The sequence below is a fragment of the Actinocrispum wychmicini genome, assembly GCF_004345645.1.
Classification (GTDB): domain Bacteria; phylum Actinomycetota; class Actinomycetes; order Mycobacteriales; family Pseudonocardiaceae; genus Kibdelosporangium; species Kibdelosporangium wychmicini.
This window is the reverse complement of the sequence record NZ_SLWS01000005.1, coordinates 617,266-631,749: the sequence shown is the minus strand read 5'-3', so window position 1 is coordinate 631,749 and position 14,484 is coordinate 617,266. Positions and strand designations below refer to the sequence as shown.

The 14,484-nt window shown below is 68.2% G+C and carries 13 protein-coding genes; 4 read left to right on the top strand and 9 right to left on the bottom strand.

The window, feature by feature from the left end:
* Positions 1 to 189 precede the first annotated feature (189 nt).
* From EV192_RS24925 to EV192_RS24915, 3 genes are all read right to left on the bottom strand, one after another.
* Entirely contained in the window at positions 190 to 1,713 is a 1,524-nt protein-coding gene (locus EV192_RS24925; RefSeq protein WP_132119327.1) for a PH domain-containing protein, read from the bottom strand.
* Positions 1,710 to 2,219: a PH domain-containing protein gene (locus EV192_RS24920; protein WP_243727049.1), complete on the bottom strand. Its 510-nt coding sequence runs from the start codon at positions 2,217 to 2,219 to the stop codon at positions 1,710 to 1,712. The genes EV192_RS24925 and EV192_RS24920 overlap by 4 nt, the downstream gene beginning before the upstream one ends.
* A gap of 141 nt (positions 2,220 to 2,360) precedes the next feature.
* Positions 2,361 to 2,927 (bottom strand): TetR/AcrR family transcriptional regulator, encoded by a 567-nt coding sequence (locus tag EV192_RS24915; RefSeq protein ID WP_132119325.1) that lies wholly within the window; start codon positions 2,925 to 2,927, stop codon positions 2,361 to 2,363.
* Between the two features lie 509 nt (positions 2,928 to 3,436).
* Between EV192_RS24915 and EV192_RS24910 the strand changes: the two genes are divergently transcribed.
* A complete protein-coding gene (locus tag EV192_RS24910) occupies positions 3,437 to 4,660 on the top strand; it encodes an MFS transporter (protein WP_279494153.1) in 1,224 nt (407 codons plus the stop codon).
* Here the strand turns inward: EV192_RS24910 and EV192_RS24905 are convergent.
* The 5 genes from EV192_RS24905 to EV192_RS24885 form a co-directional block, all read right to left on the bottom strand.
* Positions 4,613 to 6,052: a GuaB1 family IMP dehydrogenase-related protein gene (locus EV192_RS24905; protein WP_132119321.1), complete on the bottom strand. Its 1,440-nt coding sequence runs from the start codon at positions 6,050 to 6,052 to the stop codon at positions 4,613 to 4,615. The genes EV192_RS24910 and EV192_RS24905 overlap by 48 nt on opposite strands.
* 10 nt (positions 6,053 to 6,062) lie before the next feature.
* A complete protein-coding gene (locus EV192_RS24900; protein ID WP_424923381.1) occupies positions 6,063 to 6,422 on the bottom strand; it encodes a VOC family protein in 360 nt (119 codons plus the stop codon).
* Between the two features lie 32 nt (positions 6,423 to 6,454).
* The gene (locus tag EV192_RS24895) at positions 6,455 to 7,996 is read right to left on the bottom strand and encodes an ATP-dependent DNA ligase (protein WP_132119317.1); all 1,542 of its coding nucleotides are present in this window, start codon (positions 7,994 to 7,996) and stop codon (positions 6,455 to 6,457) included.
* Positions 7,997 to 8,491: 495 nt separating this feature from the next.
* The gene (locus tag EV192_RS24890; protein WP_132119315.1) at positions 8,492 to 9,427 is read right to left on the bottom strand and encodes a substrate-binding domain-containing protein; all 936 of its coding nucleotides are present in this window, start codon (positions 9,425 to 9,427) and stop codon (positions 8,492 to 8,494) included.
* Positions 9,428 to 9,648: 221 nt separating this feature from the next.
* On the bottom strand, positions 9,649 to 10,905 hold the full coding sequence (locus EV192_RS24885) for an RNA 5'-3' helicase PhoH2 (RefSeq protein ID WP_243727076.1): 1,257 nt from the start codon (positions 10,903 to 10,905) through the stop codon (positions 9,649 to 9,651).
* 826 nt (positions 10,906 to 11,731) lie between these two features.
* On the opposite strand from EV192_RS24885, the gene EV192_RS24880 reads away from it, so the two are divergent.
* Positions 11,732 to 12,037 (top strand): hypothetical protein, encoded by a 306-nt coding sequence (locus EV192_RS24880; protein WP_243727047.1) that lies wholly within the window; start codon positions 11,732 to 11,734, stop codon positions 12,035 to 12,037.
* Positions 12,038 to 12,302: 265 nt separating this feature from the next.
* A complete protein-coding gene (locus EV192_RS24875; RefSeq protein ID WP_132119309.1) occupies positions 12,303 to 12,596 on the top strand; it encodes a hypothetical protein in 294 nt (97 codons plus the stop codon).
* Between the two features lie 62 nt (positions 12,597 to 12,658).
* Here EV192_RS24875 and EV192_RS24870 read toward each other — a convergent pair whose 3' ends face one another.
* Entirely contained in the window at positions 12,659 to 13,447 is a 789-nt protein-coding gene (locus tag EV192_RS24870; RefSeq protein WP_243727046.1) for an isoprenyl transferase, read from the bottom strand.
* A 191-nt stretch (positions 13,448 to 13,638) separates the two neighbouring features.
* Here EV192_RS24870 and trhA point away from each other — a divergent pair, with 191 nt between their 5' ends.
* A complete protein-coding gene (trhA, locus tag EV192_RS24865) occupies positions 13,639 to 14,265 on the top strand; it encodes a PAQR family membrane homeostasis protein TrhA (protein ID WP_132119830.1) in 627 nt (208 codons plus the stop codon).
* Positions 14,266 to 14,484 lie beyond the last annotated feature (219 nt).

Here is a 14,484-nt window from a genome sequence, read left to right as displayed (position 1 = left end):
CACCGGAGCTGAACGCGATGGCCGCGGCGGCGATCCCAGCGACGCCCAGCACGGCCGCCAAGCCGATCGTCGCCTGCTTCCGGTGCCGGCCAGCACTCTTGAACAGGGGCATACACCACTCCTCGAAATCCACCCTGAGCCTCGCCAAGGACACGAGCAGGTAACGAAGGTGGTTCAACCACTGTGACGTTAATATCTCTCCAGGAAGGGCGCCAGCAGGTCAGGAACTGCCACATCCGCCACCGAGAGCCCGTCGTCCTGGTTGGCGTTACGCACGTAGTACGCGCCGCTACCCGCAGCGACCGTCGCGCCGACCGTGATCAGCCTCAGTCGCCGCTGGAAAAAAGACTGCCGGATCTTCCAGCCGACAATGCCCGTCCGCTGCACGGCGACGGTCACCCGCGGCGTCACTCCCTCACGACACACCAGGAAGTCACCGGACAGCGTGTGCCCGAGGCCGTGGTACTCGCCGATGCCGTAGAGGACGCCGACCGGCACCAGGACCAGCAGTACCTCCCAAATCCAGTCCGGGGTGAGATCGACCGCGGACAACACCCCCATGACGATCGCGGGCACGGCGAAGATGAGCGTGGACCACATGATCAGGCGTCGCGCGGCCGCCCGTGGATGCTTCACCAGGGTCGCTTCGGTCGGCGCGGGCCGCACCCGCAGGACCTCGGCGACGACCCGGTTGGCTTCACCGTGCGGAGCTTGCGGCAGCAGGAGGTTCGCGTCGACCTCCCACTTCTCGTCCTCGCCCTTCTTCTTGCCCAGTCCGGTCGCGACCGCGGTCACTTTGGCGCCCCCGACCGCGCGCAGCAGCAGCGGCTCGTCCACCTTGACGCCCCGCAGCCGGCGTTCCTCGATGGCCACCGAACGCTTGGTGAGCAGGCCGTACTGGACGTGCAGGGCGCCGTCCCGCCTGGTCAGCTCGAAGCCCCAGTAGATGACCGCGTACACCGCCACCGAGAGGATCATGCTCAACACCAACACGATCGCGGCGGTGACCAGGATCGTGAGCGGCAACGGCTCCCGTGCGTACCAGTCGTAGATCGTGTGGGAGAACTTGGTGTCCCAGAGCTTGATGCCGACAGTCCGGCCGAGCTGGGTGAGACCACCGACCGCGACGAGGACCGCCACGAACCCGATGACCGTCAGCGGCGCGTACCGCAGCCATTCGGTGGTGAACTTCGTCAGTCGGCCGTCCTGAACGAGCGGACCGCTCGTGGTCCGGCGCATCAGCATCCGACGGAGGTGCTCGACCTCCACTGTGGACACTGAGTCGAGCTTGATCTCGTCGCCGGCGTCACTGACGTGCCGCCCGGTGCCGACGGTGACCACAGATATCCCGAACACGCGGTGGAAGACGTTCGCCGAGATGTCGACCGCGCGCACCCGGTCCCTGGTCACCGAGCGACGTTTGCGCGTCACCACACCACTGTGCATCTCGACATGCGTGTCAGTGACGCGGTATCTCGTCGTCTTCCACCGCCATGCGCTGTGGATGAACAGGGCCACGGCGATACCCCCGGTGATCGCCGGTTCCCAGAAACTCACCTTCGCCCAGCCACGCACCACGACGATCAACGCGACCGCGCCGAGGACCGACAGCATCGGCATCAGCGGCGCCACGAAGATCGTCCGGCGATCCAGCCGCTGCCAGTCCTCGGTGATCTCCGCGAGCGGCGGCGCGGCCTCGTACACCTCGCTCATGTGGCGTCCCCGGGCGTGGCCTCGGTGATCGCGGTCAGCCGATCGACCAACTCGGCCGCCTCCTGATGACCGAGCCCCTTGATCTTCAGCGGACCGGACGCCGACGCAGTGGTGACCGTCACGGTCGCCAACCCCAACGACTGTTGCAGCGGCCCCCGCGCACTGTCCACAGTCTGCACCCGCGACAACGGAGCGACGCGCCACTCCCGCACGAGCACCCCGGACTGCACGTACACCGCCTGGTCGGTGACCTCCCACCGATGCAGCCGGTACTGCAGCCTCGGCTCAACGAGAATGTCGACCAACGCCACCACGACCAGCCCGACCAGAACCCACGTCATCCACACCGGACTGTCGGCGAAGTACCGGCCCACCGCGAGACCGACCACCAGCACACCCCAGAAGATGACCCCGTGCAACGTCCACCAGAACACGGCCTTCGGATGCACCTGGTTGGCCGGCTGACGCATGCGCAACTGCAGCTTGGGGGCGATCGCTTGACTCACACTTCTCACTATGCCGCGACCTGAGGACCACGACCATTCGTCTCAGGTACCGCCTGGTATCCGACCAAAGTCGGACACTCGCCTGCGCACCGGAACCTGCGGACCTCGGCTCACGCTCGCCCATGGCGCTGCCCACCGCGATCAACCCGGGGTGATCCGGACGTGTTGCAACACCCGGACCGCCGCCGCCACGGCGTCCTGGAGGCTGTTCGCGGCGTGGTCGTCGCCCAGGATCATCCGGCGGAGCTGCGGCACGGCTGAGCCCCAGTTCACCAGGCCCAGGGTGAAGAACATGAGCACCCGCGGGTCGATACCGCCGGTTTCGCCGATGGCCGCCACCCGCTTGCCGTACTTGGCCCGGCGGGTCTCCTCGGCCGGAACCTGCTCGCCCCGGAACTCCAGAGCCTCCCACAGCAGGAGCCGCAACGCCTCAGGGTGAGCGGCGTGGTAGTCCATCAGCCGGCGGGCATAGTCGGCCATGTCGCCACCGTTGACCGGCACGACCTCGGCGCACTGAACCATCTGACGTTCCAGGACGGCCGCGAACAGAGCGTCCTTGTCGCCGAAGTAGTCGTAGATGGCTCGCTTGTTGGCCTCGGCGTTCGCCGCGATCCGGTCGATGCGGGCGCCGGCCACGCCAAACTCGGCGAACTCCGTGGTGGCCGCCGCCAGGATCCGCTCTTTGGTGGCGTTCGAGTCGTACGGCATGCCGACCAGGGTAACGAACCAGTTCGTTTGACGCGCGGCACTGCTCAGGCTATTTTCGAACCAGTTAGTTCGTTCGGAAGGAGAGGCGGACGCCCGGAATGCGAAGAGGTGCCAGGCAGATACGCCGACGCGGGACAGCGCAGTACCCGGCCGGCGGCGCGGCGGGTGAGGCGACACCACAACACCCACCCAGCGATGCAATGCCCGACTCAACGCCACAACGCCCAGCCAGCAATACGACGCCCGACACGACACCACCTGACCCACCCAGCAATATGACGCCCAGCACGACACCACCTGACCCGCCCAGCGATGCGATGCCCGACCTGACGCCGCAGCACCCGGTCCAAGGCCGAACGCCCAGAGCTGCACCGCAACATCCGGCCCGCAGTGTGGTGTCCGACACGACGCCGCAGCACCCGGCCCGCGATTCAATGCCCGATGCGGGGCGTGGTCGGCGCCGGAGTGCCCGCCACACCCGTCCGGTTGCCGACCGAGTCGAACGTGGGCTGCCCGGGCCCACGGCCAGTGGTCAGCCGCTCCTGCTCCTGGCGCTCGCTTGTGGCGTCGCAGTGGCCAACATTTACTTCCCGCAGGCCATCAGCCCGCTCATCGCCAGCGACTTGCACGTGTCGACGGACTCCGCCGCGTTGGTGGCGACCGCGGCCCAGCTTGGGTATGCGGGCGGCGTTTTCCTGCTGGTCCCGCTGGGCGACCGGCTGGCGAACCGGCCACTGATCCTCACCCTGCTGACGCTCACCGGCCTAGGTTTGTTGGCCGCGAGCTTCGCACCGACGCTGGCTGTGCTGACTGTCGCGAGCGTCGCGGTCGGGCTGACCACGATCGTGCCGCAGATCATCATCCCGATGACCGTGGGCTTGGTGGATCCGCGGCGTCGCGGTGCGGTCACCGGAACCCTGCTGGGCGGACTGCTGGGCGGGATCCTGCTGGCCCGCGCCTTTGGCGGCACGGTCGGTGAGTGGCTTGGGTGGCGCGCGCCGTACATGATCGCGGCCGGTTTGGCCCTGCTGTTGGCCGTCCTGCTGGCGTTTGTCGTGCCCAGGACCACGCCCTCGTCGAAGCAGAGTTATCCGGCCTTGCTCGGCGCGTCCGTCAAGCTGTTCTGGGCCGAACGTGACCTTCGCCGGTCCGGGCTGTACCAGGCGACGTTGTTCGGCGGCTTCAGCGCCGCGTGGACAAGCCTGTCCCTGCTGATCAGCGGGCCGACGTACAACCTGACCGCGCGCACGGTCGGCCTGCTGGCGTTGGTGGGCGCGGCGAGTGTGTTCATCACGCCGATCGCCGGGCGGTGGATCGACCGGCGCGGCTCGGATCCAATGAACCTCATGTGCATCGTCGCCGCCGTCGCCGCTGCCGGGATCCTGGCCTTCGGTGTGATCGGCGGTGTGGTCGGCCTCGTTGTGCTGGCCTTCGGGCTGCTCCTGCTGGACACAGCTGTCCAGTCGGGCCAGGTCGCCAACCAGGCACGGATCTTCGCCCTACGACCAGACGCCCGCAGCCGGGTCAACACGGCGTACATGACGTGCTCGTTCGTGGGCGGGACCGTGGGGTCCTGGCTCGGCGTCCACGCGTACACCGCGCTCGGCTGGCTCGGTGTCAGCGGTCTCGTCGCGTTCGCCGCCTGTGTTGCCCTGGGCCGGCACTTGCTGCGTGGGCCCGTCGACTCACCAACCGCCGGGGAGCGGCCTGCCCTCAGCGAAGCCGGCAACTGACTGGATGCCCACGACAGCCCGCGCGTGGAACTCCTCAAGCGAACCAGCGCCCGCGTAGGTGCACGCCGACCGCACACCCGAGCAGATGCCGTCGAGCAGGTCCTCCACACCGGGACGCATCGGATCGAGGCGCATCCGCGAGGTCGAGATCCCCTCCTCGAACAGGGCCTTCCGGGCGCGGTCGAACGCGTTGTCCGTGCGGGTACGCGCGGACACAGCCCGTTTCGACGCCATGCCGAACGACTCCTTGTACGGCTGGCCCGACTCGTCGTGCCGCAGGTCCCCGGGCGACTCGTAAGTGCCGGCGAACCACGACCCGACCATCACGCTGGCCGCCCCGGCGGCGAGCGCCAGCGCCACGTCGCGGGGATACCGGACGCCGCCGTCCGCCCACACGTGTTTGCCCAGCGCACGAGCCTGCTCGGCGCACTCCAGCACAGCCGAGAACTGCGGCCGGCCGACCCCGGTCATCATCCGCGTCGTGCACATCGCGCCCGGCCCGACACCGACCTTGAGCACGTCCGCACCCGCGTCGACCAGGTCACGGACACCTTCGGCGGTGACGACGTTGCCAGCCACCAGCGGCACACCAGGTTCCAGCGCGCGCACCGACTGCAGCGCGGACAGCATCTTGTCCTGATGCCCGTGCGCGGTGTCCACGACGAGCGCGTCCACCCCGGCAGCGAGCAGCTCACGAGCCCGCGCGGCCACGTCGCCGTTCACCCCGATCGCGGTCGCGACGCTCAGTTGACCCGCCGCGTCCACCGCTGGCGTGTACAGCTCGGCCCGCAACGCACCCAACTCGGTGAGCACGCCCGCCAGCCGCCCCTCGGCGTCCACGCCGACGGCGATTCGCGCGGTGCGCCCGTGGAGCTGCTCGAACACCTTGCGTGGCGCGGTGTCCAGCGGAAACGTGGGCACGTCCGGGTCGGCCACGTCCCTGATCCGGGTGAACCGGTCCACTCCGGCACAGGCGTACTCGTCGACCACGCCGACCGGACGACCGTCCCCGTCGACCACGACCACCGCTCCGTGCGACCGCTTCGGCAGCAGGTTCAGCGCGTCCGCGACCGAGTCCTCGCCGGTCAGCACCAGCGGCGTGTCCCAGATCGGGTGCCGCGACTTCACCCACGACACGATCTCGGCCACCGCGCGCGGATCGACGTCCTGGGGCAGCACGACCAGTCCGCCACGACGCGCGACCGTCTCGGCCATCCGCCGCCCAGCGACCGCGGTCATGTTGGCCACCACGATCGGGATCGTCGCGCCCGTGCCGTCCGAAGTGGACAGGTCCACGTCGAACCGGGACGCCACCGCCGACCGGTTGGGCACCAGGAACACGTCGTCGTAGGTCAGGTCGTACCCCGGCCTCACCCCGTTCAGGAACTCCACGCCTGCCAGCCTACGACCGCAGCAAGCAGAACGGGTGTCCCGCCGGGTCGGCCATGACCAGCCACCCGGCCTTCCGCAGCAACGTCCCACCCATGGCCTCGACCCGCTCGCGAGCCTCGGCCAGGTCCGGAACCTCGATGTCCAGGTGGAACTGCTGCGGATACGCAGGGTCCGGCCACTGCGGGGCCTGGTAGTCCTTCGCCCGTTGGAAGCAGAGGACACCCGTCTCGGTGTGTAACGTCGCCCACCCTCGGCCGGTGGACCACCTCGGGTCCGGCCGGTTGACCTCACCGCCCAGAAGCACCTGATAGAACCGCGCGAGTTCCATCACATCCGGACAGTCCAGGACCACGCACTGCAGCTTGCCCATCACCGGGGCACCGTAACCGGCGCGCGCACTTTTCAGTTGTGTTTTTCCGGCGCGTCGGCAGCCCCCTTTCCTGGTAGCAGGGCTCGGACGGCGTCGATGGTGTCGGCTTCGGCCGGGTCCTTGTCCGGGCGGTAACGCAGGACCCGGGCGAAACGCAACGCGACGCCCCCTGGGTATCTGGGACTGACCTGGGCGCCGTCGAGTTCGATCTCCACGACGAACTCCGGGCGGACGAACACCACCCAGCTGTCCCGGTGTGACTCGATCCGCTGCAGCTCCTGGGTCTGCCAGGCGAGCAACTCGTCGGTCATGCCCTTGAACGTCTTGCCGACCATGATCGGCGGACCGCCGTCCGGGTCGCGGGCGCCGAGATGAAGGTTCGACAGGTACCCGGTGCGCCGGCCATGGCCCCACTCCGCGGCCAGCACGACCAAGTCGAGCGTGTGCTCGGGTTTCACCTTCTGCCACGCTTTGCCTCTCCGCCCGGCCGCGTAGACGGAGTCGAGCGCCTTCACCATCACGCCTTCGTGCCCGGCTTCAAGCGAGTCCGCGAGGATTCGCTCAGCCTCGTCGGCCGAAGGCGCCACCGCGCCGGGGATCACGTGCTCCCCCACGGCTTTCAGCAGCGCGGCGTGCCGCTCGCCCAACGACGTGTCCAACAGGTCGACGCCGTCCAGGTGCAGACAGTCGAAGAAATACGGCCGCAGCAACAGTTCCCGCTCGCTGGTCGCGCCGAACCGGCTCATGGTCTCCTGGAACGGCCGTGGTTTCCCGTCGTCGGTCAGGGCGAGGGTCTCACCGTCGAGCACGACCGAACCGCAGGGCAGGCCGCGGACAAGCTCAACGAGCTCGGGCACACTCTTGGTGATCTCACGCAGCGTCCGGGTGAAGATCCGCACACTGTCGCCCTGTTTGTGCACCTGGATCCGCGCACCGTCCATTTTGTACTCGACGGCACACGATCCCAGTTCGGTCAACGCCTCCGGCAGGGACGGCGCGGGCGAGGCCAGCATCGGCCGGACCGGACGGCCGACCTCCAACCGGAACTCGCCCAACGCCGCTTCCCCGCCCGAGAGCGCTGCCACGGCCGTGACGGGCAGGCGTCCGGAGAGCATGAACGCGCGCCGCACCGGCTCAGCCGGCACTTCGGCCGCCGCGGCGATCGCGTCCAGCATCACGCCCTCCAGGGCGCCCTGCCGCAACTCCCCCGTCAACAACCTGATGAGGAACTCCTGCTCCGCCGCGGTCGCCGCGCCGAACAGCCCGGTCAGCAGCTCCACCCGTCGCTGCGCCGAGCCCTTCCCGCCCGTTGTGGACAGTTCCTCCAGGACGCCGTCGGTCTGTTCGACCGTGAGGGACGGCTCTGCCGCCGGCGAGATCTTCAAGTCCCACAAGGTCCGGTACCCGGTACCTGTCCGGCCTTGGCGCGGGGCGCCGGACAGGAACGCGACGGCGGGCTCGATCTCACCCGGGCCGGCCTGGGCGATCAGGCCGGCCAGTGCCCGGACCTTGGCCAGCCTCGACCGCGTCGCGGCGACCGCGGCCGAGGTGGTGACAACGTCTGAGAGCAGCATGGGGACATAGTGCACCCGACCACCGACAAAAACGGGAAAACAGTGGCTGACCTGGGGGCTGTGACCATCGCGATGGCGTGGTCGCGGATCACCGGAGTGGGCGGGATCGCCGGGCAGATGGGGATCGCTGGGGAGGGCGGAGGGCGGAGGGCGGAGGGCGGAGGGCGGAGGGCGGAGGGCGGTCAAGATTACGGGAGCGGGGTTCGCCAAGGCAGTGGATTCACACGGTGGTGGGATTGACTGGGCGGCGGATTCGCCGGAGCGGTCGGGATCGACCGAGGTGCGGATCGCCAGAGCGGTCGGGATCACTGGAGATGCGGATCGACGGGCGGGCGGAAACGCCGATGTGGGCGTGGATCGCCAGGTGGATCAGGATTGCCAGCTGGATCGGGATCGCCAGGCAGCGGGGTCCGCCAGGCAGCGAGGTCTGCCAGGGTGGTCGGGATCGCCGCTGGGGCGGTGGATTTCGCCGCGATGTCGTGGGCGAGTTCGGTCCTAGTTCGACGGCGTTTCCTCGGTGCTGGTGTCGTCCTGCTCCGACGAGTCGGGGCTGCTCGACTTGGTGTCCGAAGTGGAGGATTGGGAGCCGCCGCTGTCGGGGGCGGCGTACGCCGGGCCGACCTCGCCCACGACCACGCCGTCCTTACCTGAGCCGTTGGCGTTGACCGGGACGAACACGGTCCGGAAATGCGTGGCGTCGACCAACATCGGCAGCACGTACGCGAAATGGTCGGCGTCGACCTTGGCCTTCAGACCTGTGGTCACGGCCTTCTTGCACTCCGGGTCGCTGTACCAGGTCAGGTCCAGCGAGCCCGGGTCCGCGACGGACCACGTGGGAATGGCGCCCGACCCTTCGGTGCCGCCGGTACCGCCGTTCGACGGGCCGACGTCGTTGACGCACTTCCCGCCCGTGCCCAGGGTGATTCCCTTGGCCGGGCTGCCCTTGCCGAACCCGTACCCGCTGCTCACCAGGACCGCCTTGCCCGGTGGGACGGCCTGATACGTGTCGATCCTGCCGTTCTTCTCCCGGAACCACTCGCCACGCGGACCGTCCAGGCCCTGGCCGACCACCATGGTGTTGCGCGGGCTGGCCGTGTCGACTCCCGGCAACGACGCCGCCAGCAGCTTGCCGCCGGAGTCCATCTGGGCGATCGCGACGGGAACCTTGACGTAGTCGCTGACATCACCGGGCTTCAACCCGGTCACGTACTTCTTCTTCGGGTCACCGAGGTTGACGATGTCGACCGGCTTGCCGTCGGTGGTCTGCACCACCACGAACCGGACCAATGTGGTCGGTCCCTCGGCGGAGTCGGCACTGCCGGTGTCGGTGGCCGCCGGCCCGGACGCGCCGGGCGAAGTTCCTGAACTGCCACACGCCGTCAGCAGAACAGCCGCGACCAACCCGGTGACGCCGAGCAGCGTCCTGCGCATGATGTCCCCAATCCCCGTGTCCTTTGGCGACATCGTGCGTAAGAAACCAACTGGCCCGCAATGACCGGAAGTGCCGTCCGAACGGGCGAACAGGTGTGACCTGACCGGGACGTGACCTGGCCCGGCCGGACGGCGCGGTGTCCCCCCTTGGACACAAGCCGGGGGGACACCGTGCTGGCCGGGCCAGGTGCGTCGCAACGACCTTCCGGGCGGCCGAACGGTCAGCCGGGGTAGTCCTCCAGCATCTCGGTGACGAGGGCGGCGATCGGGGAACGCTCCGACCGCGTCAGCGTGACGTGCGCGAAGAGCGGGTGCCCTTTCAGTTTCTCGATGACCGCGGCGACACCGTCGTGCCGGCCGACACGCAGGTTGTCGCGTTGGGCGACGTCGTGCGTGAGCACCACGCGTGAGCCGGTGCCGAGCCGGGACAGCACGGTGAGCAGCACGTTGCGTTCCAAGGACTGGGCCTCGTCCACGATCACGAACGAGTCGTGCAGCGAACGTCCGCGGATGTGTGTCAGCGGCAGCACTTCCAGCATGCCGCGGTCAAGGACCTCCTCGATCACCGGTGGGCTCACCAGCGCGCCGAGCGTGTCGAACACGGCCTGCGCCCAGGGCTGCATCTTCTCGCTCTCCGAACCGGGCAGGTAGCCCAGTTCCTGGCCGCCGACCGCGTACACCGGCCGGAACACGACCACCTTGCGGTGCAGGCCGCGTTCCATCACGGACTCCAGCCCGGCGCACAGCGCCAGCGCGGACTTGCCGGTGCCGGCCCGGCCGCCCAGGGAGACGATCCCGACATCCGGGTCCATCAGCAGGTCGAGGGCGATCCGTTGCTCCGCTGACCGGCCGTGCAGCCCGAAGACCTCACGGTCGCCGCGGACCAGGCGGACCTGCTTGTCCTGAGTGACCCGACCCAGCGCGCTGGACGTGCCCGCCAGCAGCCGCAGGCCCGTGTTGCAGGGCATCTCGGCGGCCGCGTCCACGCCGAAGTCGACCAGGTCGACCACGTTCTCGGCGTACAGCGCGTCCACCGCGTCCTGGGACACCTCAACATCGGTCATGCCGGTCCAGCCGGACGGGATGACCTCCTGGGCGCGGTACTCGTCCGCGTTGAGGCCGACGGCCGCGGCCTTCACCCGGAGTGGGATGTCCTTGGTGACGAGGGTGATCACGCTCGCGGTGTCCTCGGCGGCGATGTTCAGCGCGCACGCCAGGATCCGCGCGTCGTTCGAGTCGGTCCGGAACCCGGCGGGGAGCACCGCCGGGTCCTGGTGGTTGAGCTCCACGTGCAGTGTGCCGCCGCTGTCCCCGATCGGGACCGGCGTGTCGAGCCTGCCGTGCCGCAGCCGCAGATCGTCCAGCATGCGCAGGGCGGTGCGGGCGAACCAGCCCAGTTCGGGGTGGTGTCGCTTTCCCTCCAGTTCACTGATCACCACGAGCGGGAGCACCACGCTGTGCTCGGCGAACCTGGTCATCGCCCAGGGGTCGGAGAGCAGCACGGAGGTGTCGAGCACGTAGGTGTGCCGGGTGGGGGTGGTACGACGCGAGGCGCCGCGGGAGGAACTGCGGGAAGAACCTTGGCCGGCGGTGGAACGCCTGGCCGAACGCGGTGCGGTCACGGCAACTCCCTGGCGAACGCGGCACCGCGTCCGCTTTCCTCGATGGGCCGGTACTGGCCCCTGGCTCGGTGGTTCGCCCAGCTAGACGGGCCACCGACAAGGGCCGGGTACCGACCCCTTCGCGCTCATCAATGCCACGACCAGGGCCTCCCGGGACGGGTCGCATGCGCACGGCCCGTCACTTCGGAAGTTACCTGCGTTCGGGCGCGCTTCGCAGGCTGCCACACAGGTGATTCGCCAAGTCGTCACCGGTCCGACACGCGCCGGACTCATCCGAAGGTCCGAACCGGAGGGACAAACGCCCAGTTCAGAGCGGTAGTCCGGGATGTGACGCCGACTTCGGTTCACCCGTTCAACATCCTCCTTGCGGGGGATGTTGATCACAGCGCGTAGTTGATCACCTGGACCGATAGCGCCGACCGTGGTCGCCGGGTCACCGACCATTGCCCTGCGTAGCAGCGACGACGACGAGGACAAGGCGACTCGCCGACGAATTCGGGAAAAACAAAGACCACCGGATCAGTTGGTGTTCGCCATCAAGGCATCACACAATCGTGGATCCGCCCGGTGAGATGCCGCGGATTCGAGTAGTTTCGGCCCCGGAGAACTACCGGGAATCCTCGCTGGTTCTCGACATATCCCCGAGTTCAGGAGTGTGGAGAAAGTGTTGAAGAAGGCTGGTGTGATCGCCGCCGCCGCGGCCGGACTGCTGATGCTCGGCGGACCGGCTTTCGCCGGTGGCAATGACGGCATGGGCGATGGCCACCACAACTACGGCCACGCGCACGGCATCAACAACGCCGCGAACGGCCAGGTCGGTCTGGTGAACCTGAACGACATCGACATCATCAAGAACATCAACCTCAACGCCGTCGTCGGTGCGTGTGGGAACAACGTGGGCGTCCTGGGCGCGGCGGTGCCGATCCTGTCGCCGTCCATCACCGGCAACTGCGCCTCCGGTGGCATCATGAGCGACAACGAAGACTGACCTGGTCCTTCCTGGTCAAGCCAGCGCGAGGGGTGTCCGGTTCGCCGGTACCCCTCGCGTTTTTCGTACCCCGTGACAGAACGAAACCACCGACACGCCGATCGGCGTGAATATCACCGGAATGGGGAATTCTGCCGCCGACCGGGTCACACGATCGGGGAATTCGGGCAGGTGGCCGGCCACCTACAGAGTAGGTTCTCTGCGCATAGGAGCAACGGGATTCCCACCGTCTCCACAATCCCCCCGACTCGAGGAGTGTGCTGAAGTGTTGAAGAAGGCTGGTGTGATTGCCGCCGCGGCGGCGGGACTGTTGATGCTCGGTGGGCCGGCTTTCGCCGGTCAGAGCCACCACGTCCGTAGCATCAACGACGCGCACAACGGCCAGGTCGGCCTCGTGAACCTGAACGACATCGACATCGCCAAGAACATCAACCTCAACGTGATCGCCGGTGTGTGCGGCAACAACGTGGGCGTGCTGGGCGCGGCGGTGCCGATCCTGTCCCCCTCGATCGTCAACAACTGCGCCAGCGGCGGCATCGGGAGCCAGAACGAGCACTGACACCCGACAGGTGTCGGAGCGCCGGGAACCACTGGTTCCCGGCGCTTTGCCGTCGATCCGGGTCAGGAACCGAACCGGCGGTGGCGGATGGCGAAGTCCCGCAGCGCCCGCAGGAAGTCGGTACGTCGGAAGTCCGGCCAGTAGGCCTCACAGAACCAGATCTCCGAGTACGCCGACTGCCACAGCAGGAACCCGGACATCCGCTGCTCCCCGGACGTGCGGATGACCAGGTCCGGGTCGGGTTGCCCGGAGGTGTACAGGTGCTCGGCGATGTGGTCGACGCTCAGCACCTCGGCCAGTTCCTCGATCGTGGTGCCGACCTCGGCGTGCTGGAGCAGGAGCTTGCGCACGGCGTCGGCGATCTCGCGCCTGCCGCCGTACCCCACCGCGGCGTTGACCTGCAGCCCCGTCCGGCCTTTCGTGCGCGCAGCCGCGGCACTGAGCCGGTCAGAGGTCTCCTGCGGTAAGACGTCGAGCGCGCCGAGGATCTTCAGCTGCCATGGCAGGCCGGGTTCGGCCAATTCGTCCACGACGTCGCCGATGATCTCCAACAGCGGGACCAGCTCCGACTCGGGCCGATTGACGTTGTCCGTGGACAGCAGCCACAGCGTGACGACCTCCACCCCCGACTCGGCGCACCACTGCAACAGGTCATGGATCCGACGACCACCCACCCGGTGCCCGTCGGCGACGTCGGTGAAGCCGGCCTCACGTGCCCACCGGCGGTTGCCGTCCAGCATGACCCCCACATGCCGCGGCCGCGGCAGGCCCTTGACCTGCCAGGACAGCCGGCGCTCGTAGAGTCCGTAGACCACGTCCGCGCCGCGTTTGCGAATCCAACTGCGAGCCACGTCCGAACAGCGTACCCACATCCGGGCGGTTGGCCGGCATCGACTGAGCCCACCGGGAACAAAAACGTTTCGAACCTGTGAAGACCCTGTGGACTCCGCCCGGCGGTCTACAAAGCCAACTTACGGTCCCGTAGCCTCACAGCGTGACCGCAGCGACACTCGAACGGCCCACACCTGCCGACAAACCGAGCATGCGGGGGAAGCTTCACTTCTGGTCCTTCTTCGTCTCGATCGCCACCGGCGCCGTACTCATCTCGCTGGCGGCGTCGACGGTGTCCGGAACGGCGGCCCTCGCGACCTCGATTTACGGTGCCACGGTGCTCGGCCTGTTCGGCGTGAGCGCGGTCTACCACCGGACCTGGTGGGAAACCGAGCGGCGCCGGGCATGGATGAAACGCCTGGACCACTCGATGATCTTCGTGTTCATCGCGGGCACGTACACCCCCTTCTGCCTACTGGCGATGCCCCACGCCACCGGCATGGTCGTCCTCTCGGTGGTCTGGGGCGGCGCCCTGGCGGGCACGGCACTGAAACTCATCTGGCCGCACGCCCCCCGCTGGCTCGGCACCCCGATCTACATCGCACTGGGCTGGGTGGCCATCTTCGTGCTGCCGGACCTGCTCTCGCACGCCGGCGCGGCAGCCCTGGTCCTGATCCTGGCCGGCGGCCTGTTCTACACGGTCGGCGCGGTCTTCTACGCCACAAAGTGGCCCAACCCCTGGCCCGGCCACTTCGGGCACCACGAGTTCTTCCACGCGGCGACCATCCTGGCCGCGATCTGCCACTACATCGCGATCTGGCTGGCCATGTACCCCTAGCTGGGGTTTCACCCTTCTGGATCAGGCGAGGCAACGCAGCCAGACCACGTGCGGCCCGCCGATACCGTTCCGGACAGGCTCGACATCGACGATGGCCAGCTGCACGTGAACCTTGACGGTGGTGTTGGTCCCGATGCAGGTGGGTAGGTCCGCTCCGCCGTGCCATGCATTGTTGCGAACGCGACCACGGCGACGATACCCACCGCCAGTGGCGCCACG

What these genes read in the sequence shown, in the direction of transcription:
- trhA (WP_132119830.1), top strand. Translation starts at nt 13,639, where the DNA reads ATGCGGGGGAAGCTTCACTTCTGGTCCTTCTTCGTCTCGATCGCCACC.
- EV192_RS24915 (WP_132119325.1), bottom strand. Translation starts at nt 2,927, where the DNA reads ATGCCGTACGACTCGAACGCCACCAAAGAGCGGATCCTGGCGGCGGCC.
- EV192_RS24885 (WP_243727076.1), bottom strand. Translation starts at nt 10,905, where the DNA reads ATGACCAGGTTCGCCGAGCACAGCGTGGTGCTCCCGCTCGTGGTGATC.
- EV192_RS24925 (WP_132119327.1), bottom strand. Translation starts at nt 1,713, where the DNA reads ATGAGCGAGGTGTACGAGGCCGCGCCGCCGCTCGCGGAGATCACCGAG.
- EV192_RS24890 (WP_132119315.1), bottom strand. Translation starts at nt 9,427, where the DNA reads ATGCGCAGGACGCTGCTCGGCGTCACCGGGTTGGTCGCGGCTGTTCTG.
- EV192_RS24895 (WP_132119317.1), bottom strand. Translation starts at nt 7,996, where the DNA reads ATGCTGCTCTCAGACGTTGTCACCACCTCGGCCGCGGTCGCCGCGACG.
- EV192_RS24900 (WP_424923381.1), bottom strand. Translation starts at nt 6,422, where the DNA reads ATGGGCAAGCTGCAGTGCGTGGTCCTGGACTGTCCGGATGTGATGGAA.